Raw genomic sequence first — 26,401 nt, 5'->3', positions numbered from 1 at the left:
AGAATGATGACTGCAACATGGATCGCATCCACTCCTGATGCGAAATTGGTGAAGACGAAGCTGACATCGCCGGAAAACAGTACGGCCCAGCAGGCTGGAAGCAGTGATGGCAGCGATACCGGCGGGCTGAAACTCACCGGCGAGACGTTCCAGAAAGTGCGTGGTTTTGGCGGGTGCTTCAACGAGCTCGGCTGGCAGGCGCTGACCAAATATACCGATGAAAGCACCTCCGAAACGGTGTTCCACGAGCTGTTCGGACGAGACGAGATGAACTTCCGTTTCAACCGCGCCCCGATCGGCGCCAACGACTTCGCCGAGGAATGGTACAGCTACGACGAAACCGACGGCGACTACGACATGAGCCATTTCAGCGTCGAGCATGATGACAAGACGCTGGTTCCCTATATCCAGCGCGCGCAGAAATACCAGCCCGAAATGCAGCTTTTCTCAAGCCCGTGGAGCCCGCCGACGTGGATGAAATTCCCCAAGGCCTACAATTTCGGCCGCATCGTGATGACCCCCGAAAACCTCACCGCCTACGCCAAGTATTTCGTGCGCTACATTCAGGAATACGCCAAGCGCGGCATCAAAGTCACCCAGCTGCACGTGCAGAACGAGGTCTTCGCCGATCAGAAGTTCCCGAGCTGCCTCTGGTCGAGCCACGACCTGAAGATTTTCATCCGTGACTATCTCGGGCCGGCCTTCGAGCGTGAAGGCATCGACACCGACATCTTCCTGGGGACGATGAACGGCCCGGAAGACATGTCGTGGACCGGCGGCGGCTACGGTATGAGCCTCAACAACTACAACCGCTATATCGACGACATCCTCTTCGACGAGAAGGCTCGCGGCTATATTAAGGGTATCGGCTACCAGTGGGCTGGGCAAAACGCCATCGCTCGCACCCACGAATCGTGGCCGGAGCTTGAGCTTGAGCAGACCGAGTCCGAATGCGGTACGGGCGACAATTCCTGGGCCTACGCGGAATACGTGTTCCACTTGATGAACCATTACTTCCGCAACGGGGCCACTGCTTATGTCTACTGGAATATGGTGCTGACCGAGATCTTAAGCACCTGGGGCTGGAACCAGAATTCGCTTTACACGGTCGATTCCAAGACAGGCAAGCTCACGCGCAACCCGGAGTGGTACGTCATGCGCCACTTCTCAAAGTACGTCAAGCCGGGTGCCGTGCGGCTCGGCACGAGCGGGCGCTTCAACTCGATGGGTATCGCCTTCCGCAACCCCGACGGCTCCATCGCCGTGGTGGTGCAGAACGCGCTCGAACGTCCGTTGGACTTCAGCTTTGAAGACCCGGATGACGCCTCGCATGCGGTCAACGCGACTCTCGCCCCGCGTTCGTTCAATACCTTCGTCATCGACTGAAGGTTGCTTTAGCCGCTTGTGATAACGGCTAATGCTTGCAGATATGGTCGTCGCTTGGTCACCGGTAACGGCCATGTCTGCATCTTATTATTTTTTATTGTGTATTCAATGAAGACGACACGTAAGACAAGGATGAACAGATATGAATGCCATAAAAAAGACGGCGAAGCTGCCGGACAGGATTCTTTTCGGAGCGGCATATTACGACGAATACATGCCGCGCGACCTTGACCGGGTCGACACGGACATGGAGATGATGCGGCATATCGGCATCAATACCATCCGCATCGCCGAATCGACGTGGAGCACGTGTGAGCCGCAGCCCGGCGTTTTCGATTTCTCGTATGTCGACCGCGTGCTCGAGGCGGCGCGGCGTCACGGTATTTCCGTTATCGTCGGAACGCCGACATACGCCGTGCCGACCTGGCTGGTGCGCATGCATCCCGACGTGCTTGCCGTCACCCCCGACGGCCCCGGCAAATACGGTGCGCGGCAAATCATGGACATCGTCAACCCCTCGTACCGCTACTATGCCGAGCGGGTCATCAGAAAGCTGATTGCCCACGTCGCCCAAAATCCCGCGGTCATCGGCTATCAGGTCGACAACGAGACGAAATATTATGACTGCGTTTCCGCCGATATGCAAGCATTGTTCGTCAAGTACCTGCGTGATCGTTTCAACGACAATCTGGATGAGCTCAACGCCACGTTCGGGCTTGATTACTGGTCAAACCGCATCAACGCCTGGGAGGATTTTCCTGACGTGACCGGCGCGATCAACGAATCGCTGCGCGCCGAATTCGACAAGTTCCGGCGCTCGCAGGTGGCGGAATACCTGGCATGGCAGGCCGATATCGTGCGCGAATACGCCAGAGACGACCAGTTTGTGACCCATAATTTCGACTACGAATGGCGCGGCTATTCCTTCGGCGTGCAGCCTGCGGTCGACCATTTCAAGGCTGTCGAAGCGCTGGATATTACCGGAGTCGATATTTACCATCCCACTGAAGATGAGCTGACCGGCAAGGAGATTGCGTTTGGTGGCGACATGGCCCGCTCCATAAAAGGCGGTCAGAACTATTTCGTTCTGGAGACCGAGGCGCAGGGCCAGCACGGTTGGCTGCCCTATCCCGGCCAGCTGCGGCTGCAGGCCTACAGCCACTTGGCCAGCGGTGCGGACAGCGTGATGTATTGGCACTGGCATTCCATCCACAATTCCTTCGAGACCTATTGGAAGGGACTTTTGAGCCATGACCTTGAGCCGAACCCGACGTACGAGGAAGCCGGGGTTTTCGGGCGTGAAATCGCGCAACCTGAGGTACAGAAGCATCTCAAGCACTTGAGGAAACGCAATCAGGTCGCCATCATGGTATCGAACGAGGCGTTGACGGCGCTGGACTGGTTTACGCTGGAAACCGGGTTCCCGGCTGATGGCGGGCTGCGTTATAACGACATCGTGCGTATGTATTACGATGCGTTGTTCGAGCTGAATGTCGAAGCCGATTTCGTGCCGACGGACGTCGATGCCGAAAATCTGAGCCAGTATAAACTCGTGGTGACGCCGGCGCTTTATTGCGCGTCGCAAAGCACCATCGACACCTTGCGTTCATACGTCAAAGCGGGCGGCCATCTGCTTTCCTCGTTGCGTTCGTTCGTCGCCGACGACGATGTCACGGTCTGGCATGATTCCGCCCCGCATGGGCTTACCGACGTGTTCGGGATGAGCTACAACCAGTTCACCCGGCCGAACGATGTCGGTGTTGTGGCTGCTGGAGACAGCGGCGAGACGGCTGCAAAGGCCGGAGCGCAGCTCGAAACACAGTCAGGAACGCAGAATGAAGCGAAAAGTGAGGTCCAAGGTGAAGCGAAGCCCGAAACCAAGGCCGAGGCACTTATCGAATTGCTCAAGCCGAACGACGGCAATACGCAGGTTTTGGCCAGCTATCGTCATCCGGCGTGGGGAGCGTATGCGGCGATTACGCGCCACGCCTTTGGCTCCGGTTGGGCGCAATGGGTCGGCACTGTACTGGACGCGGGTGCGACCCGTAATGTTGTTCGTGACACCGTTGAGGCGGCGGGCGTCGAATCGCTGGGTGCCGATCTGGCTGGCCAAATGACGGTGCGGGTTGGCTTCGACGAGCAGGGTGAGCGCATCGTGTATCTGCTGAATTACTTGCCTGACCCGGTGCAGTTTGTCGCCCCGATATCCGGCAGGGTCATTGTCGGTGGTGTCAAAGTCGCTTCCGACGGGTCGTCGGTAAAGGACGGTTCGGCAGGCCCTGCGTCCGGATCGCGGATTGAAGCCGGAGACGAGTTGGCGATTGGTCCGTGGAATCTGGTTGTGGTAGCTGAGGGTAATGCCATTGATGCCTAGGTGTCTGTTGAAGCCAAAAGCTTGCTCGATTGGTTTTCTTGCGAGTCGAATAATCGCCTACAAGGCACTACACGTTCTTTTATAATAAATCAAAAAGTCAAGGATGATAATAATGACTGAAAATGAACAACTTCCGTATCAAAACCCGAAACTGACCGACAATGAGCGTATCACCGACCTGTTGGGACGCATGACGCTTGAGGAAAAGGTCGGGCAGATGTTGCAGCTCGATGCCCGCGGCGGTGATCTGGAGCACCTCATCGTCGAGCGGCATGTAGGCTCCATCCTGCATACCAGCCCCGAGGATTTGCCGAAGTCGGTCGAGATGGTGCGCACGCAGACCAGGTTGGGCATTCCGCTGGTCATCGGTGACGATTGCATTCATGGCTATTCCTTCTGGCCTGGTGCCACAATCTACCCCGAAGAGCTCGGCATGGCCTCCTCCTGGGACCCGGCCAAGGTCGAAAAGGCGGCTCGTGCCACCGCCGAGGAAGTCTCCACTACTGGTGTGCACTGGACGTTCTCGCCGGTGCTGTGCATCGCGCGCGATACCCGCTGGGGACGCGTCGGTGAGACCTTCGGCGAGGACCCGACACTGATCGGCGAATTCGGCTCCGCCATGGTGCGCGGCTATCAGGGTGGTGCCAAGGCGGGGGAGCCGCTCGCCAAAGACGCCATCCTGGCCTGTGCCAAGCATTTCGCAGGATATTCCGAGACGCAGGGCGGACGTGACGCCAGCGAAGCCGACCTTTCCCACCGCAAACTGACCTCGTGGTTCCTGCCGCCTTTCGAACGGGTGGCGCGCGAGGGTGCGGGCACGTTCATGCTCGGCTATGAGTCCATCGAAGGCGTGCCGGTGACCTTCAACCACTGGCTGCTGAGCCAGAAGCTGCGTGGTGACTGGGGCTACAAGGGCATGCTGGTCACCGATTGGGACAACGTCGGCCGTTCGGTTTGGGAGCAGAAGATCAAGCCGGACTTCGTTCATGCCGCGGCCGATGCCGTCAAGGCCGGCAACGATCTGGTGATGACCACCGAACAGTTCTACGACGGGGCGCTTGAGGCGATCAAGTCCGGTCTGCTCAAGGAAAGTGAAATTGACGAGGCCGTGTCCAGGATTCTGGCGGTCAAGTTCCGTCTGGGGCTTTTCGAGGACCCGCGTCTGCCCGACCAGAAGCGCATCGATGCCGTCATTGGCAGCGAGGCGCACCGTCAGACCAACCTCGAACTGACCCGTGAATCGATTGTGCTGTTGCGCAACGGTTCGCAATCTTGGGGTTCTGTTGCTGCGACGGAAAATGTGGATGATTCTTCCGATGATTCTGCCAGTGGCTCTTCTGAAATCGACCGGCAAAAGACTGAAGGCGCTGACCAAGAGTGTATTGCAAACGTGGGAACGGATGCCGCAGTGAGCGCCGGGAACAATACCCAAGTCAACGCTGACTCCAATGATCTCCCCGAAACCGACAAGCCGGTGCTTCCCCTAGATGGCAAAGCCATCCGCCGTATCGCGGTGGTCGGGCCGCTTGCCGATGACGCGCAGACGCAGCTGGGCGACTGGGCCGGCAATTCCGGTCAGGTTTCCTGGATGCCGGAAGGCCAGCCGCGCGACATGATTACAACGGTGGTAGACGGCCTCAAAGCCATCGGCAAGGACGACGATTTCGAAGTCGCGTACGCCAAAGGTGCCGAGGTGGTCGAGCTCGTCGACGACCCGTCCGGTCCTGTATTTCCGGACGGCCAGCCGCGTCCGAAAGTGGCCCAATCCGCACCGATTAATCAGGCCCAGCTTGACGAAGCCGTTGTTGCTAGCAAGGCTGCCGATGCCGTGGTCGCCGTCGTAGGCGATGTCATCCCGCTGATCGGTGAGGGACGTTCGACCGCAACGCTCAGGCTTCAGGGCGGCCAGGTGGCGCTGCTCGATGCGCTCGCCGACGTGGCCAAAGCGCAAAACAAGCCGTTTGTCGTCGTCCTGATGAGCTCCAAGCCGCAGGTGCTTCCGGACAGCGCTTTGAACGCCGACGCCTTGCTTTGGGCCCCGAGCCCGGGCATGGAAGGCGGGCGTGCCATCGCCGAAATCATCATGGGCATCACCGCCCCGAGCGGCCGCTTGCCCATCACCTTCCCGCGCGACGCCGGCCAGTTGCCGGTCTATTACAACCAGATTCGCGGACAGCACGGCTGGCGCTACGCCGACCTCACGCAGGACCCGGCCTTCGCGTTCGGCGAGGGTTTGGGCTACACCACCTTCGCTTACGGCGAGCCGCACATCGAAGGCGGGGATACGCCGTTCGGCACCGACGATACGTTGCATGTTTCGATAGATGTGACCAACACCGGCAAGCGCGTCGGCACCGAAGTGGTGCAGGCCTACGTCGGTGATTTGGTGACGTCGGTGAGCTGGACGGACCGTGAGCTGAAGGCCTTCCGTAGGGTTGATCTCAAGCCGGGGGAGAGCAAGTCGGTCACGCTCGATATTCCGGTTTCGGCCTGCTCCATCGTCGATGCGGATGCCAACCGCATCGTCGAGCCCGGCGAGTTCGAGCTGCTGGTAGGCCATTCCTCCCGTCGCCGTGACCTCAAACGCACCACCTTCACGGTCGAGTAATCATCCGAAACGGTGAGTTCAGGAATGTGCGTGAATCTGTATCGGATGCTGGTGGGTTCACACACATTTCTCTTTGGTGCCTATCCGGTGTTCTCTATGTGCATGGTCCGAATAGAGTAATGCGCAACCCGCGTAATTGCTCGATAAAACGGGTGTGAGTGAATACGATAGAGGTTATGAATACTACTCCACGGGTGAGTTACGCACATGTCGGTGCGAAGGTGAACAGCAAGCATGTGGCCAGTCTGCTGCGCTTCTTCGAATCTGGCGCCAAGCCCGAGCGCAACGATGGCTACGGTGTCGAGATCGAGCATCTTCCCGTACGCAACGGCAGCGACCAGGCGGTCAGCTATGCTGAGCCGAACGGCATCGAAACGTTGTTGAAGCGGTTGCGGCCCTACTATGATGCCGACAAGGAATTCGTCGAAGACGGTCATCTGCTGGGGCTTGCGCGTCCGGGCATCAGTCTGTCGCTGGAGCCGGGCGGTCAGTTCGAGACCTCCATTGGTGTATTGCACGCGCCACAGGAACTACTTGATATTTATGGTAAGTTCCGCAGTGAAATCAATCCGATTCTTGACGACCTGGGCTTTCGCCTGATCAATTACGGCTACCAGCCGGTCACCAGTTTTGCCGATATCAAAATCAACCCCAAGCGTCGCTACGCCGCGATGAACGATTACCTTGGCCATGTCGGCGCCTACGGCCCCTGCATGATGCGCTGCTCAGCCTCAACTCAGGTGAGCATCGACTACAGTGACGAGGCGGATGCCATCGCCAAAATGCGTGTCGGCAGCGCGCTCGGGCCGATCATTTCCATGTTCTTCCGCAATTCCCCGTATTTTGAGGGGGAAAAGAATCCGTTCCCACTGCTGCGCCAGCGCATTTGGGACAAGGCCGACCCGCAGCGCACCGGCATCACACCGGGGCTTTTCGATCCGCGCTTCGGCTGGGAGGATTACGCACGAGACGTCTTGGCTACGCCGATGATGTTCGCCGACCTCACCCACACTCCCGAGGCCGAAGGGCTGAGCGAGGACGAGCAGGAATTTGTCGCTTTCAAGCGCAACGCGGCCGATATCTACCCCGACCGTGAGCTCAATGCCTACGAGGTCAGCCACATTCTTTCGACGCATTTCAATGACGTGCGCCTGAAGAATTTCGTGGAGCTGCGGCACTGGGATTCGCTGCCCATCGAGCGCGCGGAACTGCTGACACAAACCGTCAAAAACGTCTTTTACGACGATGCTAATTTCACCCGGTGGAAGTCATTTGTCGAAGGCCTTTCGATTGTCGACGTCGAGCTGGCCAAGGACGATTTGCAGGCGCGCGGCATGGATGCCAAGCCGTTCGGAAAGTCCATGGATGAATGGCAGGATGCGCTGGGGCTCAGAGATACCCGAGCCGACATTCCCGGCGACCCGCTTCATCCCGACGTGTTTCAGCGCTGAGGCTCACATTTTTTAGGGCGCACGAAAAAATGAGAGTCAAATGAACATTTGAGGGAATCGCCCAATCTTCGAAAACCCTTGATATTCCAATCTTTTCATCGATTATGCTGGCGGCAAATGTTCGGTTTGGACTCACATTTTTTCATGAGCCCTAAAAATGTGAGCCCGGCCGGTTTACCGATACCCTTCCCACATCGGTATCGGCATTAATTCCTTCTCGCACTCGGCCCACATCTCGTTCAAGTCACGTTCGGGTGCACGCAGCCATCGCAATTGGATGCCGTCCATCATGCTGAAACCGGCCTCAAGCAGGGCTCCTATATTCGTGCTCTGTGGTACGTACCAAGGAATCTGCAGCATCTCCTCGAGCAGATTCTGGTCGCGCTTTCTGAAGTATTCGTGAGCCGGATGCTTGGGGTCGATTGCCTCGGCGTCGAGCGTCGAAAACATGTGGACCTGCTCGGGCCGATTGGCGTTGATGGCCACGACTTCGCGCCACATTCGCGCCACATTCGGCCGGTCGGTCATCCTGAAATTATCCATGATGGTTTCGGTGCCGGGATCGTAGATTTCGTCGAGCACGATGTCGAGCAGCCCTTCTTTGCTGCCGACATGATGAAGCACCCCGGCCTTGGTCATCCCCACGGTAGTCGCGATTTTCTGCAGCGAAGTCCCGTAATATCCGCGTTCCCCGAACGAGATGACGGCGGCATTGAGTATGGCGGTGCGGCTATCGACGTTGGTGTCACGTTTTTTTGCACGGGAAAGATGCAGCATAATGGAAAGGCCTCTTTTATATACGACGAGTTCCTATTATTCCTTAAGAGCTAGACCGAAAGCGGCCCGATGTCGTATATCACAATTCGGATAATTTCGTCGCCGAATACAGTGATGCCGTGCCCTAACGGAGTTGAAGGACACGGCATCACTGGCGAAAATCGTCGGTCTTACTTGACCTTGCGAATCATCATGATGAAGATGGTGCCCACAAGCAGGAAGACGATGGCGACCGGGAAGACGCCCTTGTAACCGCCCGAGAGGCTGATGAACAGGGAAGTGCACCAAGGTGCAATGGCCTGGCCAACAGTGTTGGAGAGGTTCAGGATGCCGAGGTCCTTGCCGGCTTCCTTCGGATTGGGCAGAACGTCAACGTTCAGTGCCTGGTCGACGGACATGTAGCAGCCGTTGCCGATGCCGGCGAGTGCCGCATAGAGGTAGATGCCGGTGGTGGTGGGAACGAGCCATACCACGAGCATGCCCAAGGCGATGATGACGCAGGCGATGGAGACGATGACCTTGCGGCGCTGCAGATAGTCGGAGATGGGGCCGGAGACCGCCGCTGCGATGATGGTGGTGATTACGGTGATAATGGCGATGATCTGGGTGGCGTGGCCGGCATCATCCCTGTTCAAGTGGATGTAGCGCTCGAGGATGAGCAGCTGGAATCCGGAGATCATGAAGCAGCCGACGGTGAAGGTGAAACGACCGATGAGAGCCAAATAGAAATCGCGGCTGTTCTTGGTGGGAGGGATGAAGGAGCGTGCGACATCAGCGGCCGAGGTCGCCTTGTCGTTGTGCTCTGCAGACTGCTCACGAGGCCAGATGATAACCGTCAAAATACCGGAGAAGAGGAAGATGATGGTGCCGACAACGAGGCCGGTGTTCAGGTGACTCAGGAAGAAGCTGCCGATGAAGTTGCCGACCTGCATGCCGACGATTTGGCCGGCGCCATAAAGCGCGGAATAGGTACCGCGAACGTCTTCGGGGATGCGGTCGGAGAGAACGGCGACCGCAGGGGCGATCAGGCAGTTGATGCCGATCTGCACGATGCACCAGCCGATGACGATCCACAGCAGGGTCTTGGATTCAGCGGTGAGGAAGTAGCCGGCGGCGCCGATGATGCCGCCTGCGACGATCCATGGGGTGCGCTTGCCGATTTTGAATTTGGAAACGTCGGAAAGCGTACCGAAGACGATGTTGGCGACGAGTGCGAAGATGACGCTCACCGAGCTCATGGTGCTGACGGCATTCTCGGCGGAGACGCCGGAAAGGTGCTTGAACGTTTCGGGAAGAAGCACGCCGGAGCCCATGGCAAAGGGTGCCGCCCAGAGGACGGAAACCAGCACGAAACCCAATGCGAAACGTACCTTGTTCTGCAATGGCTTTTGGGTATCCGGTGCCAGGTTCGATTTGGTGACCTGTATTGTTGAGTCCATATACACCCTCCTTGGTTGGAGGTAACTTTCCTAGTTACCGTACGGTCGGTAAGTATTGTATCAGAGTAATTATTAGTGAAAAATAGTATACTTGAAAATGTATTACATTGATATGTCCGCATAATTGGAAAATCAATAAAACGAGGTATTGCTAAGTTTCTGGAATACTCTGCCAGCATAAAATGCTAAATAGTTGAACGTTGCAAGAATGGCGAATTATGGCTTGTTTGACGCGCGTTTCGGCGGTCCATATTGTAGCCGGTTTGTAATAGCGTTATATAGTCTGTCGGCTTCAGTAGTCCCTCGCTTCTGGCCGGGTACGCGCTTTGCATTACACGTCGTATCGGCATGGGCGGGACGAAAGTCATGGGGGAGAAGCGGCGGTTCGCGTCAAAGCAAGAAAAGAAAGAGGAATGGATGAGCAAGGCACTTGATGCTCCCCAGAATACACAGGTGATGGCAACGGATCAGGAACACCCCAAGCATCTGATACGCACGTTGCTGCACAGCCTGCGCGAATACAAGCGCGAAAGCCTGTTGGCTCCGGCTTTCGTGATGGTCGAAAGCGTCCTCGAAATCGTGATTCCCACCATCATGGCCGAGTTGATTGACCAAGGTGTCTCCGGCGGCTCCATGCCGGCGATATGGAAATTCGGCATTATTCTTCTGGGTTGCGCCGTCGTCTCACTGTTCGCCGGGTTCATGTCCGGGCGTTACGCGGCCATCGGCTCGTCCGGTTTCGCCAAGAACCTGCGCCACGATCTCTTCGAGAAGGTGCAGTCCTTCAGTTTCACCAATATCGACCGGTTCTCTACCGGTTCGATCATCACCCGCCTGACCACCGACGTCACCAACATCCAGTTCGCCTTCCAGATGATCATTCGCGTGGCCGTGCGTGCCCCGATGATGGTCATCGTCGCATGGATTTTCTCCTTCAGAATCAGCCATTCGATTTCAATGGTGTTTTTGGTTATTATCCCGATTCTCGGGCTGGCTTTGACGGGGCTCGCGCTTTCGGTTCATCCGATTTTCGAAAAAGTCTTCCATACGTATGACCACCTGAACAACATCGTCGACGAGAACCTTCAGGGTATCCGCGTAGTCAAGTCCTACGACCGCGAGGAGCACGAGGACCGCAAGTTCGGCCGTGTTTCGGAGCGGATCTTCAAGCTTTACTGCAAGGCCGAGCACGTCATGGCCTTCAACTGGCCGATTCTGAACACCTGCATTTACGGCGCGATGCTCGTCATCTCGTGGATGGGCACCAAGCAGATCGTCGCCTCGCACAACAACCCGCTGCTCGGTCTGACCACCGGTGACCTGACCGCGTTGGTCACCTACGCCATGCAGATATTGATGTCGCTGAACATGGTCTCGATGATTGTGGTCATGGTCGTCATCTCCCGCGCCGATGCCGAACGTATCTGCCAGGTGCTGAACGAAGTGAGCACCGTGCGCGACAACAGCCACCCGATCATGCAAGTGCCGAACGGTTCCATCAAATTCAACGACGTCACCTTCCGCTACTCCGAAGGGAGCGAACGGCCGGTACTCGAAGATATCAACCTCGACATCAAGGCCGGCAAGACCGTCGGCATTGTCGGCGGCACCGGCTCGTCCAAATCCAGCCTCGTTCAGCTTATCCCGCGACTTTACGACGTCAGTTCCGGATCGTTGGAAGTCGGCGGACACGACGTACGCGACTACGACTTGGTCGCCCTGCGCGACGCGGTGGCCATGGTGCTGCAGAAGAACGTCCTCTTCACCGGCACCATTGCCGAGAACATTCGCTGGGGCAACCCGGACGCCACCGACGAGGACGTGGTCCGCGTCTGCAAGCTCGCTCAGGCCGACGGGTTCATCCGCGAGTTCCCCAAGGGTTACGACACATATATCGAGGAAGGCGGTTCCAACGTTTCCGGCGGGCAGAGGCAGCGTCTGTGCATCGCCCGAGCACTGTTGAAGAAGCCGAAGATTCTGATTCTCGACGATTCCACCAGCGCCGTCGACACCAAGACGGACAAGCTGATTCGCAATGCTTTCTCCACCGAGATCCCGGACACGACGAAGATCATCATCGCCCAGAGGCTCGCTTCGGTGCAGGAATCCGACGAGATCATTGTGATGGAGGAAGGTCGTATCCTCGACCACGGCACGCACGACGAGCTGTTGAAGACATGCGAGGAATACCGTTCGATTTATGAATCCCAGACGAAGAACCAGGGCAAGGGGGATGATGACAATGAGTGAAGCAACGATGACTACGAAGAACAGCAACGAGCAGGACGTAACTGCTCAAAATGACACGAGCCAAGCCAAGGGTGCGATGAAAAAGAACAAGTCCGGCAAGTCCGGTATGCCTGCGGTGCAGAAAGCGCCGAAAGGCACCACCAAGCGGTTGCTCGGCTATATCTTCCACTATCGATGGCAATGCGTTGTCGTCATTATCGGCATCCTGATTTGCGCCTGCACCCAGTCGCTGCCCTCGTTCGTCTTGCAGCCGCTGATCGACAACTGCATCATGCCCTTCATCCACGCGCAGACACCCGACTGGGGTCCGCTCATCCGTATGACCATCATCGTTGGCTCGATTTACGCGCTGGGTATGGTCGCCTCGTTCATCTGGAACTATATGGTCGTCGGCATCGAGCAGGGCGTCTTGAAGACGGTGCGTGACGAGATGTTCGAGCACCAGCAGAAGCTGCCGATCCGCTATTTCGACACCCATGAACACGGCGACATGATGAGCCGCTACACCAACGACACCGACACCTTGCGTCAGATGGTCTCTCAGGCCCTGCCGCAGCTCCTGATTTCCGGTGCCTCTGTGGTGGCCGCGCTGTTTGCGATGCTCTGGCTTTCCGTGCCGTTCACCATCTTCACCATCGTCTTCGTGGCGCTGATGATGCTTCTGGTGCGGGTGATCGTCAGCCGTTCCGGTCGCTACTTCGTCAGCCAGCAGGAGAAGATCGGCGACGTCAACGCGTTCGTCGAGGAATCCGTCAACGGGCAGAAGGTCATCAAGGTCTTCAATCACGAGGACGCCACGCAGGCCCGTTTCGACAAGAAGAACGAAGAACTTTTCGAGGCCTCTTCCAAGGCGAACATCTACGCGAACATCACCATGCCGGTTATCGGCAACATGGGCAACGTGCTTTACGTGCTGTTGGCCATCGTTGGCGGCGTTGCTGGCATCAACGGCTGGTTCAACTTCGGCATCTCCGGGTCCGGCACGCTGACATTGGGCATGATTGTCTCGTTCCTGACACTTTCCAAGGCTTTGATCAACCCGATCAGCCAGATTTCCTCGCAGATCAACATGATCATGATGTCGCTCGCCGGTGCGGCGCGTATCTTCAACCTGATCGACGAACCGGTGGAATCCGACAATGGCACCGTGCGTTTGGTCAGCGTCGAGCTTGCCTCCGACGGTCGCACGATGACGGAAACCGACCGCGAGACCGGTCACTGGGCTTGGAAGCGCGCAGCGGACGACGATGGTACACGTTCGCTCGAGGCCGCCAAGAAGCTCAAGGGTTCGGCCCGCGAGGTGGCCTTGAAGGCGCATGAAAAGGCGATCACCTCGCCCGACGGCCGCCTGACGCTGTTGCGCGGTGATGTGCGATTCACCAATGTTTCGTTCGGATACAATCCAGACAAGGTCGTTTTGCACGACATCACGTGGTTCGCCAAGCCAGGGCAGAAGATGGCTTTGGTCGGCGCCACCGGCGCAGGCAAGACCACCATCACCAACCTCATCAACCGCTTCTACGACGTGCAGGAAGGCCAGATCCTCTACGACGGCATCGATGTCAACAACATCAAGAAGGCCGATTTGCGTCGTTCGCTCGGCATTGTGCTGCAGGACGTCAACCTCTTCACCGGCACGGTGCTCGACAACATCCGCTACGGCAAGCTCGACGCCACCGACGAGGAATGCATCGACGCCGCCAAGCGCACCAACGCCGATGGCTTCATCCGCATGCTGCCACAGGGCTACAACACCGTGCTGCAGGGTGACGGATCCGGGCTTTCGCAAGGCCAGCGCCAGCTGATCTCCATCGCACGCGCCGCCGTGGCCGACCCGCCTGCCATGATCCTGGACGAAGCCACCAGCTCCATCGACACCCGCACCGAGGAAGTCGTGGAACAAGGGATGGACGCGCTGATGAACGGCCGTACTGTCTTCGTCATCGCCCACAGGCTTTCGACCGTGCGCAACTCCGACATCATCATGGTGCTTGACCATGGCCGCATCATCGAGCGCGGCACGCACGACGAGCTCATCGCCCAGCACGGTGAGTACTACCAGCTCTACACCGGCAAGCTCGAACTGGAGTAGCGCAATAACCAAAAGCAGATAGAAGTTTCCCGGGATTTTCGGTGCCCGTCATGGTTCAACGACCATGGCGGGCATCTTGCTTAAATGAGGGCTCGAATTTTTATCAGAAGATATGGATGGTAGTTAATAATCTGCTTACAGTGATAATAATTAGACGGTTTGATTTCCAATAACTATTGCCTTACTATCGAGCCTGTTCGAATGTAGGTCAATTCACATACGTGTGTCGGTTTGACACGACTTGTGTGACGTATTAGGTTTATTTAGGAAAGAGTTTTAGGAAAATTGTTTCTTAACGGGTATAGCTGTTGGCAATGATGCTGTGCCGGTCATGAAAGATTGGTAAAGGTGGCATGAAAATGACGTTATGGCGTAGGATGCTTCATAGTATCATTTCTCAATTCTCCACGAAATCCCTCGTTTTGATTCCTATCGCTGTCGGGATCAACCTCATCGGCGGAACCTTGTGCTCGACGCTGAAACTGCCGTTGTTCATGGACATGATCGGCACCATGGTCATTGCCTGCCTGAGCGGGCCTTGGGTCGCAGCGCTGTGTGGTCTCTTGACCAACGTTTTCCTGGCAATTGTTGCGAACCCGGTTTATCTGCCTTACGCGCTTTCCAGCGTGCTGTGCGGCCTCGTCGTGGGCTTCATGGTCAAGGCGGGTCTGCTCAAGAAGCTGTGGGGCATCCTGCTGATCTGGCTGGCCTGCTCTGCGGTCAACACCGTCACCGCCTCCATGATTACCGTTTTCGTCTACGGCGGAGCCACGGGCGTCAATGGCACTTCCATCCTCACCGCGGCGCTTACCGTGGCCTGGAAGAACATCCTCATCTCGGTCTTTTCCTCGTCGATGCTCGAGAATCTGATCGACAAGGGCATCACACTGATCATCGTTACCATCGTCGTGGGCAAGATCCCGCGTCGTTTCATGAGCCAGTACGCCTCGGGCAATATCAAGACCACCAATTTCAAGCCGATCAAGGCCGACGTGGCGGCTCGCGGCTACGACCTCGAATCCATCCTCGCCGATTTACGCAAGGGCAAGAATGGCGGCAGCACCAACGCCAATGCTTTGCCGAGCGACGCTCAGATGGAAGAGCGTTTGCGCCGAGCCGATGCGGTGCACGATGCGCCTGGAGCGATGGGCAAGGCCAATCCGTTGGTCAAGTTCCTCGGTGTTTTGCTCTTCGGGCTTGCTGCGCTGATCTGGCCGGATTTCACTTTGGGGCTGGTCATCGTGGCGGCGCTGTTCGCTCTTGCATGGCGTATCGGTAGCCTCAAGCCGTTCTCAAAGCTGATGTTCGGCTTCGGCCTGCCGATGACCATCATGCTGATGTTCATCCAAGGCCTTTATAGCCCCAAGAACACCACCGTTATCGCCGATTTCGGCTTTGCTCAGCTCGGTCTTCAGGGCGTGTTGTACGCGGCGAAAATCGTGGTGACCGTGCTGGTCTTCCTTGGCAGCTTCTATATCGCCAACAAGACCACCTATATCGGCTCGCTGGTAGCGGCTTTGACGCAGATCGGCTGCCCGAGCAAACTTGGCTATCTGATTTTTGCCTCGCTGAACGTGGTGCCGCAGATGCAGCGCAAGATGACCGTGATCCGTCAGGCGCAAAGCGCGCGCGGGCTTTCCACGGGCGGTGGTTTGGTCTCGCGCTTCAAGGCCTTCCTGCCGTTGATCGGCCCGGTGGTCATGTCGTCGTTGACCGATGCCCAAGAGCGCGGCATGACGCTGGAAACCCGTGGTTTCGGCATCAAGGGTGTGCGCCGCACGAACTATGTCAAGGTTTCCTGGACGTCCAAGGACGCCGTGGCGTTGTGGTCGCTGATCGCTGCTTTCGCTGTGATCTTTGTCCTTTCGATTCTCGGCCATACCGGAACGCTTCCGGTGACCTATCCGTGGGGAGGTGTGCGATGAAAACTGTTGTTGAAGTCGAACATTATTCATTCACTTATCAAGATGCCAAAGTCCCGGCGATCAAGGACGTCAGCTTTATCGTGCGTGAAGGGGAGTTCGTCTGCGTCGTCGGAGCCAACGGTGCCGGTAAAACCACGCTGTGCAATGCATTGGTCGGGCTTATCCCGCACTACTTCACCGGCAAAACCGAGGGCAGCGTACGCATCAACGGTGCGGATACCGCTGACGCGAGCGTGGCCGATCTGTCGAACTATATCGGCCTGGTCTTCCAGAATCCGTTCAACCAGCTCACGTATGCCTCGGGAACCGTCGCTGAGGAACTTGCGTATGGCTTGGGCAACAGGGGCGTCTCGCGCGATGAAATGCGTCGCCGGGTCAAACTGGTCTCGCAGCTGATGCATATCGAGGACCTGCTCGACCGCGACCCGCTCGAACTTTCCGGCGGGCAGGTGCAGCGAGTCGCGTTCGGTTCCACCTTCATTCTGGAACCCAACATTCTCGTGCTCGACGAGTGCACCACACAGCTCGACCCGCTCGGCGCCTCCGAGATCTTCGATATCGTCAAGCAGCTCAACGCCTCAGGGGTCACCGTCATCATGGTCGATCACGACATGGAACGGGTCGCGCAGTACGCCGACACCGTCGTGGTGATGGAACACGGCCAGGTCAGGCTCACCGGAAGCCCACGGGAAGTATTCTCCACTTCCGATATCGAACGCTACGGCATCGATACTCCTGATTACGTCAAACTCTCGAAAGGCCTTGACCGGCGCGGTTTGGGTGACGGAAAACTCGCGATGACCTACGACGAAAGCCTCGCGATGGCCAAGGAGGTGCTTGGACGATGAAAATCGAATTGCGTAATGTGGGCTATAGCTATCAGTCCGACCGTCAGGCGCTCCGCGATATCAACCTCAGCTTCGAAGGCGACCAGTCGGTGGCCATCATCGGGCAGAACGGCGCGGGAAAGACGACGCTCGCCAAGCAGTTGAACGGGATACTTCGTCCAACGCAAGGTTCGTTGACCATTGACGGAACCGAGATTTCCGAGCGCACAACGGCAGAATGGTCCAAGCGAGTGGGCTACGTTTTCCAGAATCCCGACGACCAGCTCTTCCTGGAAACCGTACGCGAGGAGTTCGCGTTCGGCCCGAGGAATATCGGCATGGACGAGGCGACCATCGAGCGTCGCATCGCCAAAGTCGCGGCGTTGACCGGGTTAAAGGACAAGCTGGACGTCCATCCAGCCGACCTGAGCCCCACGGAGAAGAAATTCTGCGGCATCGGGGCGGTGGTGATGATGGATCCGGACGCCGTGGTCTTCGACGAACCGACCTGCGGGCAGGATTACGCGGGAGATGTGCGGCTGCACGACCTGATCGCGGAACTCAAGCGCGAAGGCAAGATGTGCATCGCCATCAGCCACGATATGAAATTCGTGGTCGCCAACTTCGACCGCGTCGTCGTGATGTGCCAAGGGCAGGTGCTCGTCGACGGCACGCCTGAAGAGGTGTTCTCACAAGTCGACGTATTGCGCAAATCCTACGTCACGCCGCCGCCAATCACCAGGGTGGCGCAAGGCGTCGGTCTCAAGGAAACCGTCTTTACCGTTCCGCAATTCGTTGAGGGACTCGAGGATGCCTGTTCAGCGCAGAATTCTTGAAATCTGTTCAAAAACAACAGCAAGAAATAGCCGGCCATGGTGGGGAATCGACCATGACTAAACACAAAAACAAGGGGAATGAATGTCAATGAAAATTCTGAATTTTGGCTCATTGAACATCGATTTTGTCTATGATGTCGTCGATTTCGTCACCAAAGGACAGACGATCACTTCAAGCGCTCTGAACCGATATCCCGGTGGCAAAGGGCTCAACCAATCCATCGCGGCAGGCAAGGCCGGCGCGTCAATCAGCCACGCCGGGCTGATCGGTCAAGACGGTGTGTTCCTGCGCGACCTGCTTGGCAAGGCCGGGGTCGACATCACCGACGTGAGGATAAGCGACAGCGAGCGCACCGGTAACGCGATCATCCAGCGCAACCAGGATGGCGACAACTGCATCATCCTCTATAGTGGCTCCAACCGCGCCTTCACCGAGGAGTTCGTCGATGAGGTGCTCCAGAAATTCGAAAAGGGCGACTGGCTGCTGGTGCAGAACGAGACCAATCTACTGCCCTATATCGTTGAGCAGGCGCATCGACGTGGCATGAAAGTGGCCATGAACCCTTCGCCGGCCGACAAGCTCTTGGATGAGGTTGATTTGAGCCTGGTCGATTGCTTTATTCTCAACGGCGGCGAGGCGGAGGCGATAACCGGCAAGACCGGTACGCCGGAAGCCTTGCTGGACGCGATGTGCGAGAAGTTCCCGAGCGCCGCCACCATCCTTACTTCAGGGTCGTGGGGTTCCGGTTATGGAAAGGGAACCCAGCGCGTCCGCCAGCGCGCCTATCGAGTGCCCGTGGTCGACACCACCGGTGCGGGCGATACCTTTACTGGCTATGTCCTGGCCAATCTGGTGGCCGGACAGGACATCGCCACAAGCCTTGATCGGGCCTCGCGTGCTGCGGCGATTGCGGTTTCTCGCCACGGTGCGGCCCCTTCAATACCGCTGGCCGACGAGGTCGAGCGTTTCCAATCTTCACCGATTATTTCAACGGAGGAATAACACATGAATACCAGAAAACCATTGATCATCGATACTGATCCCGGCATCGACGACGCCGCCGCCATCACCCTTCTGGTTGACGAGCCCAGCGTCGATATCAAACTCATCGCCTCGGTTTCGGGCAATGTCGGCATCGGGCACACCACCAACAACGCCTTGAAACTGCTGACCTTCCTCGGCCGCAGGATTCCCGTCGCCAAGGGTGCCGTGGCGCCGTTGATGCGCGACAACCAGTTCGCCACCGAAGCGCACGGCAAGGGCGGCATGGGCATGTTCGATTTCCCGGAACCCGACACTTCCCTTCTGACCGTCAACAACGCGGTTTTGGAAGAGCGTCGCGTCTTGATGGAAAGCAAAGAGCCAGTTACCATCCTCACGCTTGGTCCGCTCACTAACATCGCGCTGCTGTTCGCCACGTTCCCGGAAGTCAAGGAACACGTCGAGCGCATCGTGATGATGGGCGGCTCCACCAGCCGTGGCAACATCGGCGTCTACGGTGAATTCAACATCTCCGTCGACCCGGAAGCCGCCAAGATGGTCTTCCGTTCCGGCCTGCCCATCACCATGGTGGGGCTTGATATCGGGCGCAAGGCGCACCTGGTCGTCGACGATCTGGAACGCATGGAGCAAACCGGCGAAGTCGGCGTCATGATCGGCGCGCTCTTCCGTTCCTACGATGGCGGGCATATCGAAAACGGCATCAAGATGTACGATCCCTCCGCCGCTCTGGCGATGGTCGAGCCTGATATGTTCACCATGCGCGACGCCTTCGTGGACGTGGAGATCTCCAGCCCGCTCACCATTGGTGCCACCGTGGTCGACTTCGACGGCATCATCAGCAACAACCGCAACGTCTCCGTCTGCGTGGACGTCGACGTCGAGCGGTTCCGTAAACGTTTCGTCCAACGAATCGCATCCGTTGAACGCGAACAAAAATAAATAAGAATACTTTTCGAAAGAGAAAGGAAAGTACATGACTGAAACAACAGTCAAGGATGAGAGCAACGGAATACCGGTTCCTGAGGAGGGAACCCCGGAGTTCGAGAAAATGAACAAGATGGCCAAGGTCGCCATCCCGATTATTCTGGCATTGTTCACGCTCGGCGTGCTGCAGCAGCAGGCGTTCGGCATGATCTATGTCAACATCGGCAAGCAGCTGGGCCAGCCGAATCTGGCACCGTTGATCACCTCGATCCCGGGCATCGTGCTGGGCATCGTCTGCGTCATCTACGGTTCGTTGGGCGACTTCGTGTCGCTCAAGAAGATGGTCTGCCTCGGCACCATCGTCTTCATCCTGGGTTCGGTATTGGGCTGCTTCGGCACCTTCAGCATCTGGATTGTCATCGCGGCTCGCGTGCTGCAGTCCATCGGCTGGCAGGTCTCCGGCTCCATCTTCCTGGTGCTGGTCTCCAAGTACGTCGAAAAGCGAAAGCGCGTGCTCTGGTACGGCGTGTTCGTCGCGGTCTTCCGTATCGCCGCCGCGCTGGGCGTCTTCCTCGCCGGCTACATGACCCTGATCGATTGGCGTTGGCTCTTCGGCATCGGCATCGTCGCGGTCTTCTTCCTGCCCGCTCTGGCCAAGAACCTTCCTGACCAGCACGCCAAGGGTGCCCACATCGACGGTGTCGGCTTCACGCTCATCGGCCTGTTCGCAGGCGCGGTGACCATGTTCTTCACCGACATGAACTGGGGCTGGGGCATTGCCTGCATCGTCACGCTCGTGGCGTTCGTCATTTACATCAACAAGGCCAAGAGCCCGTTCATCACCCCGAAGATGCTCACCAACCCGGCATTCGCCGTGACCATGACCGTCATCTTCGTCGGCTACTTCTTCAGCTACACCCTGAACGCCGGCGTCAACAACATCGGCATGAACGTCTACGGCATCGACTCCTCCAAGGTCTCCAACCTGCTGGTCTGGTCGATCATCCTCGCCGCCATCATGGGCTTCGCCGCAGGCCCAATCATTCAGCGCATCGGCCGCAAGGCCTCGATCATCCTCGCTCTCGCCTGCATGGGCGGCGGCCTGATCGCCATCGCGTTCCTGATTCCTGCCGGCAAGATCTGGGCGCTCGCTGTGGCACCGTGCATCTACTACTTCGGTACTTCCTTCTTCTATCAGCCGATCGTCGATACCGCGACGTTGACTGTGGAGCCTGAGGAATCCGGACGTGCGCTGGGCTTCAACGATCTGATCCAGGCCATCACCGGCTCCATCGGCGTGGCGCTCTTCGGCCAGATGATGGCCAAGACCTCCATGGGCGGCGGCAGCATTGCGGGAACCCCTGCGGGCGCTGCGTCCTCGTACGCCAATGTGTTCATCATCGGCGGCCTGGTCATTCTCGCGGCCCTCGTCATCTTCGTCTGCTCGATGAAGATGATCTACAGCCACTCCCGTGCAGACAACGAGAAGTGAGTTGCCGTCCTTCTAGGACATTGAGATAAGCCGTAAAGGCAGATTATCGTGGGGCCATCATGGATGAGGTCCGTGGTGGCCCCACATATATACCCGTAAACGACAAACCCAACAAAGACGATGACGGTTAAGCAGTCGTCCGATAACGAAGTCGGGAATCCGGTTTTTATCGAAAAGATCCAACGATGTATGGTCTCTTTCGATTCCCGCATTCATCAGAAACCATATAGGAGAGTAAACACATGGCTGATGTAATTGCACAGATTTATGGAATACGTACCGTGGAAGATGCCAGGATGGTCATCGACTACGGCGGCGAACACATAGGCGTTTCGTATGGCAAGATCAAGCGTACGCCGGGCCAGCTTGATTGTGCACAGGCCAAAGAGATTTTTGAGGGCGTCCAGCCGCAGGCGGTACGTATCGGGCTGACCGTGGCCGAGGACATCGATGAGATCAGCGATAACCTTCGCGCGGTATTGCCCGATGTGCTTCACCTTTCCGGAGATATCGAGGCCATCGACCCCGATCAGATTCGCGAACTCAAGCGCCGTTTCCCGTCGCTGAAGATCATGCAGGCCATTCCCGTCCTGGCGGGTGTGCCGTTGGACGGGCAGCCGGTGATGGACTACGTGCGCGATTATTCGCCGGTTTCCGATTTCTTCCTTATCGATACCAAGATCGCCAAAGCCACTGATATCGGCGCCACCGGAGTGACGCACGACCGCGCGATTGACAGGAAGATCGTCGAATCCACCGATGTTCCCTGCATCATCGCAGGCGGGCTCGATGCCAGCAACGTGGCACAAGCCATTGCGGAAACACACCCCTATGGTGTCGATTCCTTCAGCCTGACCAATTATGACGACGAGCGTGCCGACACCCTCAGGTGCAAGGATCCCGCCAAGGTAAAGGCGTTCATCGAAGCGGCGAAAAATGCATGATGTGATTGTTGCCGGTGACGCCAACACCGATATCATCGTACCGTACCCGCGTTTTCTCAACAAGGAACGCACCAGGGTGAAATATCCCGAGCCGGAAATCCATGGCGGAGGCACATGCGCGAACACGGCTGTGGCGCTTTCGCGTCTTGGAATGGACACCACCTTTATCGGCACCATCGGTGATGACCAATACGGCCACTTCATCCAGCGCGATTTTGAAGACGCCGGTGTCGACGATTCCGGCTTGGTCGTGGATGCGTCGTTGAATACGGTCGGGGTTTTCGCTTTTGTCGACGAGCGTGGAGAACGCTACCTTTGGGGTTGGCCTCGTGTCGACAGGTCGTTCACCGTTTTGGACGAGTCGAAAGTCGATTTCAACGCTTTCAACGGGGCCCGTTGGCTGCACACTTCCGGCATGATGCTGACCTATGACACCAGTGCACGCCAGACGATCATCGACATCATGAAGGCGGCGCATGAGCGGGGCATCGCGACTTCGCTCGATCTGAACCTTCGCGTTGACGACGGGGTGCTCGACCCGGGCTTTGCCGCAGCCTTGCAGCGGATCATGCCTTACGTGACCTATCTGCTTGGTTCAGGCCCGGAGGAATTCTCCTATCTCGGCGATCAGGATTGGCAAGCGAATGCTGCGGCCCTCGCCGTCGATGGCAGGGTTGTGGTGGCACGCGACGGCTGCCACGGTTCGGTGGCCTTCACCGACGGCAAGCGTATCGATAGCCCCGCATACCACGTTGAGGTCGAAGACACCATCGGTGCCGGAGACGTGTTCAACGCAGGGTTTATCGCGGCCTTGCTCAACGGCAGGAATCTTCAACGTGCCTTGCAGGCCGGCAATGCCGTTTCCGGCTACAAAGTGGCCCGCAAAGGAGCCAGAAGCACGCCGAATCTTACCCAATTGGAGGACTTCATGGCGGCCACGCACGCCTCCGTGGCCGAGGAGGGTAAAGCCTCGTGAGACCTGCGGTGCTGGCGAAAGGAAAGGCGAATGGTGTCAGGCTATGATCTGATTCTTTGGGATTTCGATGGCACGCTTGCCGACAGCAGCGCCGACGTGTGGCAATCGATAGGGTATGCCGCCAAGCGTTGCGGGGCCATCGTCCCGGAGGAATACAGGAATGATCCGCGTAATCTGTCGGCTGCGATGACTGATATATTCGCCCATTTGCGTCCGTTCCCAGGTGCCGGGCGATTCGCTGCCTTCGACGCCGACGTGACGCGGCATTACCGTTCGTTGAACGCTTTCGACGCGACGGTGATGTATCCGGGCATGGAAGGATTGCTGACCCGGCTCCATCGACGCGGGACGCTTGGCGCGATTGTGACCAACAAGCCGTTGGAGGCGTTGGAACGCATTCTTGTCACGAAAGGTTGGGCTGATCTTTTCGACGGTTGGGTTGCCGTGGATTCGGATCCGTCTTTGCCGGACGGCATGTCGAAGCAGGAGATGATGCGGCGGATGGTCGATCGGTTTCACACCGACCCCGCGCATGCCTTGGCTGTGGGGGACAGCAGGCATGATATCGCGGCGGCGCAAGCTGAAGGAATCGATTCCTTGGCCGTGACCTACGGCGATGGCGACACCGCCGAATTGCTTGGCCAAGCCCCGAAATATGTCGCCGACGACGTGGCGGCAATAGCGTCAATAGTAGAAAGGGAATAATCAATGTTCCAGGATTTCACATTATGCATCAACACGAAGTTCGTCTTCGGTCACGATGCGGAAACCAAAGTGGGGGAGGAACTGGCGGCGCTCGGTGGGGTGCATACCGTCTTGCTTCACCACGACGGCGGGGCATATCTGACGCAACTGGTCGACACGATCAAAGCGAGCCTCAAGGCCGTTGGGATCGGGTTCGTCGAATTCGTCGGTGTCCAGCCCAATCCTCGACTGAACACAGTGCGCAAGGCGATTGATTTTGCTCGGGAAAACAAGGTCGACGCGGTCGTGGCGATTGGCGGCGGCAGTGCGATCGATTCCGGCAAGGCGATAGCCCTCGGCGTCGCCAACGACGGGGATGTCTGGGATTTCTTTACCGGCAAGAGAAAGGTCGAAAAGACGCTTCCCGTGGCAGCCGTGCTCACCAACCCGGCTTCCGGCAGCGAATCCAGCCAGGTCACGGTGGTCAACAACGAAGACGAGCACATGAAGCTTCTCGTCAGCGTACCGGTGATCCGCCCGGTGCTGGCGTTCATGAACCCGGCCCTGACCGCTTCCGTTCCGGCTTTCCCCACAGCCTGCGGCATCGTCGACATGTTCTCGCATATCTGCGAGCGGTATTTCACCGACAATGACGATTTCGGCGTCATCGACCGCATGGCCGAAGGTGCGCTGCGCACGCTGACCCAAGTCGGGCCGCAGTGCCTCGCCGATCTCTCCAACTATGAGTACCGCGCCCAGATCATGTGGACGGCCACCGTCGCACAGAACAACACTCTTGGCATCGGTCGAGAACAGGATTGGTCGACCCACCTGCTCGGCAACGAGCTGAGCGCTTTGTATGACACACCTCATGGCGCGACGCTTTCGATCATGATGGGAGCCTGGATGAATACCGCGTGCAAGAAGAACCCGCGTCGTTTTGCCCGCTATGCCCAGGAAGTGTTCGGATTGCACGACGAGACGATGGACGCCATGGTCTTGGCCCGCAGGGGCATCGAGGCCACGCAGCGCTTCTTCGTCTCCCTCGGGATGCCGATTTCGTTCGATGACTACCAGGTGCCGACCGACGGCGTGGAGCAGATGCTCGACAACATCGAGTTCTACGGGCCGGACCACACCATCGGGGCCGTCGCACGTCTGAACAGGGACGATTGCCGTCAGATCTACCGCGATGCCTTCCATCGCGCCGATGCGGCTTCGTTCTGGAAGTAGCCGGTTTGGTGGCGGAATGGATTGCGACGATCTGTTCCGCCATCATTTCCGTCAAAAAGTTGGATTTAAGACTTGCCGCATTGCCGGTATCGGTGTGCGGCATGGGCTGCGAACGAAGGTTCGTGGCGTGAATAGTAAGTAATAAGCAACGTGCATCAAGCGATGATGCAGGAAATACCAAGGAGCAAACAATATGAGCAAGAAAAAAGTGATTCTTGACTGCGACCCGGGTCATGATGACGCGTTCGCCATCATGCTGGCAGTGCAGAACCTCGACGTGCTGGGCATCACCACCATCGGCGGCAACTGCACGCTGGAGAACGTGACACGCAACGCCATCAAGACCCTTGAGGTTCTGGGCAAGGCCGATGAGATCGGCGTCTATCCTGGCCACGAGCGTCCGCTGGTGGCCCCGCTGGTCACCGCACCTCAGTTCCATGGCGAGACCGGACTGGACGGCCCGGTGCTGCCGGAGCCCACGCACAAGCCGCAAGACAAGTTTGCCGTCGATTTCATCGTCGACACCGTGATGAGCACCGACGACGTCACGCTGATCGCCACCGGCCCGCTGACCAATATCGCCGCGGCCCTCAACCGCGAGCCACGTCTGGTCGAGAGGGTCAAGGAAATCTGCATCATGGGCGGTTCGGTGACCTTCGGCAACTGGACGCCGGCGGCCGAGTTCAACATCTACGTGGACCCCGAAGCCGCCTACCGCGTCTTCAATTCCGGTCTGCACGTCAAGATGACCGGCATCAACCTCACCCGCCAATGCTGCGTCACCGAAAAGCATATCGCCAAGTTCCGCGAGATTGGCACCAAGGCCGCCAACTTCGCCGCCGATCTGGCCGATTACTTCCTGGAAACCTGTGAGGACGAAACCCACCTGACCGGCGCCACCATCCATGACGCGTGCGCCGCCGCCTGGGTGATTGACCCGAACCTGATCAAGTCCGCTCAGATGCATATCGACGTCGAGCTCGACGGGAAGCTGACCCGTGGCATGACGGTGTGCGATTACCGTCATCTGCGTGGCGTTGATCCGGCGGTCGACTTGGAGCGCGAGCCGCAGATGGACTTCCGAGGCGAGGCTCCCAACGCCGAAGCCGCACTGGAGCTGGATTTCCCGGGCTTCATGGATCTGCTTTACACCACGCTGCGCAACTACAACTGAAGCGAG

General features: G+C 57.7%; 19 protein-coding genes and 1 pseudogene. 18 read left to right on the top strand and 2 right to left on the bottom strand.

Annotated elements, in window-relative coordinates; all coding sequences use genetic code 11:
• Window positions 1–3 precede the first annotated feature (3 nt).
• The 4 genes from OZX62_RS07835 to OZX62_RS07820 all read left to right on the top strand — a co-directional run bounded on the left by OZX62_RS07835 (window position 4) and on the right by OZX62_RS07820 (window position 7,819).
• Window positions 4–1,386, top strand: a complete 1,383-nt coding sequence (locus tag OZX62_RS07835; RefSeq protein ID WP_277175646.1) for a glycoside hydrolase family 30 beta sandwich domain-containing protein — start codon at window positions 4–6, stop codon at window positions 1,384–1,386.
• A 142-nt stretch (window positions 1,387–1,528) separates the two neighbouring features.
• Window positions 1,529–3,760, top strand: a complete 2,232-nt coding sequence (locus tag OZX62_RS07830; RefSeq protein ID WP_277175645.1) for a beta-galactosidase — start codon at window positions 1,529–1,531, stop codon at window positions 3,758–3,760.
• A gap of 112 nt (window positions 3,761–3,872) precedes the next feature.
• Window positions 3,873–6,368: a glycoside hydrolase family 3 N-terminal domain-containing protein gene (locus OZX62_RS07825; RefSeq protein ID WP_277175644.1), complete on the top strand. Its 2,496-nt coding sequence runs from the start codon at window positions 3,873–3,875 to the stop codon at window positions 6,366–6,368.
• A 176-nt stretch (window positions 6,369–6,544) separates the two neighbouring features.
• Entirely contained in the window at window positions 6,545–7,819 is a 1,275-nt protein-coding gene (locus tag OZX62_RS07820) for a glutamate-cysteine ligase family protein (RefSeq protein WP_277175643.1), read from the top strand.
• Between the two features lie 174 nt (window positions 7,820–7,993).
• Here OZX62_RS07820 and OZX62_RS07815 read toward each other — a convergent pair whose 3' ends face one another.
• The gene (locus OZX62_RS07815) at window positions 7,994–8,596 is read right to left on the bottom strand and encodes a TetR/AcrR family transcriptional regulator (protein WP_277175642.1); all 603 of its coding nucleotides are present in this window, start codon (window positions 8,594–8,596) and stop codon (window positions 7,994–7,996) included.
• A 170-nt stretch (window positions 8,597–8,766) separates the two neighbouring features.
• Window positions 8,767–10,035: an MFS transporter gene (locus tag OZX62_RS07810; RefSeq protein WP_277175641.1), complete on the bottom strand. Its 1,269-nt coding sequence runs from the start codon at window positions 10,033–10,035 to the stop codon at window positions 8,767–8,769.
• Window positions 10,036–10,491: 456 nt separating this feature from the next.
• Here OZX62_RS07810 and OZX62_RS07805 point away from each other — a divergent pair, with 456 nt between their 5' ends.
• The 14 genes and pseudogenes from OZX62_RS07805 to OZX62_RS07745 all read left to right on the top strand — a co-directional run bounded on the left by OZX62_RS07805 (window position 10,492) and on the right by OZX62_RS07745 (window position 26,395).
• Window positions 10,492–12,285 (top strand): ABC transporter ATP-binding protein, encoded by a 1,794-nt coding sequence (locus OZX62_RS07805; protein ID WP_277177078.1) that lies wholly within the window; start codon window positions 10,492–10,494, stop codon window positions 12,283–12,285.
• Between the two features lie 76 nt (window positions 12,286–12,361).
• Window positions 12,362–14,377: an ABC transporter ATP-binding protein gene (locus OZX62_RS07800; protein WP_277177077.1), complete on the top strand. Its 2,016-nt coding sequence runs from the start codon at window positions 12,362–12,364 to the stop codon at window positions 14,375–14,377.
• A 359-nt stretch (window positions 14,378–14,736) separates the two neighbouring features.
• Window positions 14,737–15,348 (top strand): annotated as a pseudogene (locus tag OZX62_RS10010) (ECF transporter S component); the annotation flags it as partial.
• 123 nt (window positions 15,349–15,471) lie between these two features.
• Complete coding sequence (locus OZX62_RS10005; RefSeq protein WP_348519311.1) at window positions 15,472–16,302, top strand: energy-coupling factor transporter transmembrane component T; 831 nt, start codon at window positions 15,472–15,474, stop codon at window positions 16,300–16,302.
• Complete coding sequence (locus OZX62_RS07790; RefSeq protein WP_277175639.1) at window positions 16,299–17,150, top strand: ATP-binding cassette domain-containing protein; 852 nt, start codon at window positions 16,299–16,301, stop codon at window positions 17,148–17,150. Before OZX62_RS10005 ends, OZX62_RS07790 begins: the two co-directional genes overlap by 4 nt.
• A complete protein-coding gene (locus OZX62_RS07785; RefSeq protein WP_277175638.1) occupies window positions 17,147–17,965 on the top strand; it encodes an ATP-binding cassette domain-containing protein in 819 nt (272 codons plus the stop codon). Before OZX62_RS07790 ends, OZX62_RS07785 begins: the two co-directional genes overlap by 4 nt.
• Before the next feature lie 82 nt (window positions 17,966–18,047).
• Window positions 18,048–18,968 (top strand): ribokinase, encoded by a 921-nt coding sequence (locus OZX62_RS07780; RefSeq protein ID WP_277175637.1) that lies wholly within the window; start codon window positions 18,048–18,050, stop codon window positions 18,966–18,968.
• 3 nt (window positions 18,969–18,971) lie between these two features.
• Window positions 18,972–19,907 carry a nucleoside hydrolase gene (locus OZX62_RS07775; protein WP_277175636.1) on the top strand — a complete coding sequence of 312 codons (936 nt, stop codon included), beginning with the start codon at window positions 18,972–18,974 and terminating at the stop codon, window positions 19,905–19,907.
• Window positions 19,908–19,941: 34 nt separating this feature from the next.
• Window positions 19,942–21,384: an MFS transporter gene (locus OZX62_RS07770; RefSeq protein ID WP_277175635.1), complete on the top strand. Its 1,443-nt coding sequence runs from the start codon at window positions 19,942–19,944 to the stop codon at window positions 21,382–21,384.
• Between the two features lie 242 nt (window positions 21,385–21,626).
• Complete coding sequence (locus OZX62_RS07765) at window positions 21,627–22,328, top strand: phosphoribosylanthranilate isomerase (protein WP_277175634.1); 702 nt, start codon at window positions 21,627–21,629, stop codon at window positions 22,326–22,328.
• Window positions 22,321–23,304: a sugar kinase gene (locus OZX62_RS07760; RefSeq protein ID WP_277175633.1), complete on the top strand. Its 984-nt coding sequence runs from the start codon at window positions 22,321–22,323 to the stop codon at window positions 23,302–23,304. The genes OZX62_RS07765 and OZX62_RS07760 overlap by 8 nt, the downstream gene beginning before the upstream one ends.
• A 30-nt stretch (window positions 23,305–23,334) precedes the next feature.
• Window positions 23,335–24,009: an HAD hydrolase-like protein gene (locus tag OZX62_RS07755; protein ID WP_277175632.1), complete on the top strand. Its 675-nt coding sequence runs from the start codon at window positions 23,335–23,337 to the stop codon at window positions 24,007–24,009.
• Between the two features lie 3 nt (window positions 24,010–24,012).
• Window positions 24,013–25,221: an iron-containing alcohol dehydrogenase gene (locus tag OZX62_RS07750; protein WP_277175631.1), complete on the top strand. Its 1,209-nt coding sequence runs from the start codon at window positions 24,013–24,015 to the stop codon at window positions 25,219–25,221.
• A gap of 193 nt (window positions 25,222–25,414) precedes the next feature.
• The gene (locus tag OZX62_RS07745) at window positions 25,415–26,395 is read left to right on the top strand and encodes a nucleoside hydrolase (RefSeq protein ID WP_277175630.1); all 981 of its coding nucleotides are present in this window, start codon (window positions 25,415–25,417) and stop codon (window positions 26,393–26,395) included.
• Window positions 26,396–26,401 lie beyond the last annotated feature (6 nt).

The organism is Bifidobacterium sp. ESL0690, from assembly GCF_029392315.1.
Lineage (GTDB): Bacteria > Actinomycetota > Actinomycetes > Actinomycetales > Bifidobacteriaceae > Bifidobacterium.
This window is presented reverse-complemented; position numbering and strand designations above follow the sequence as displayed.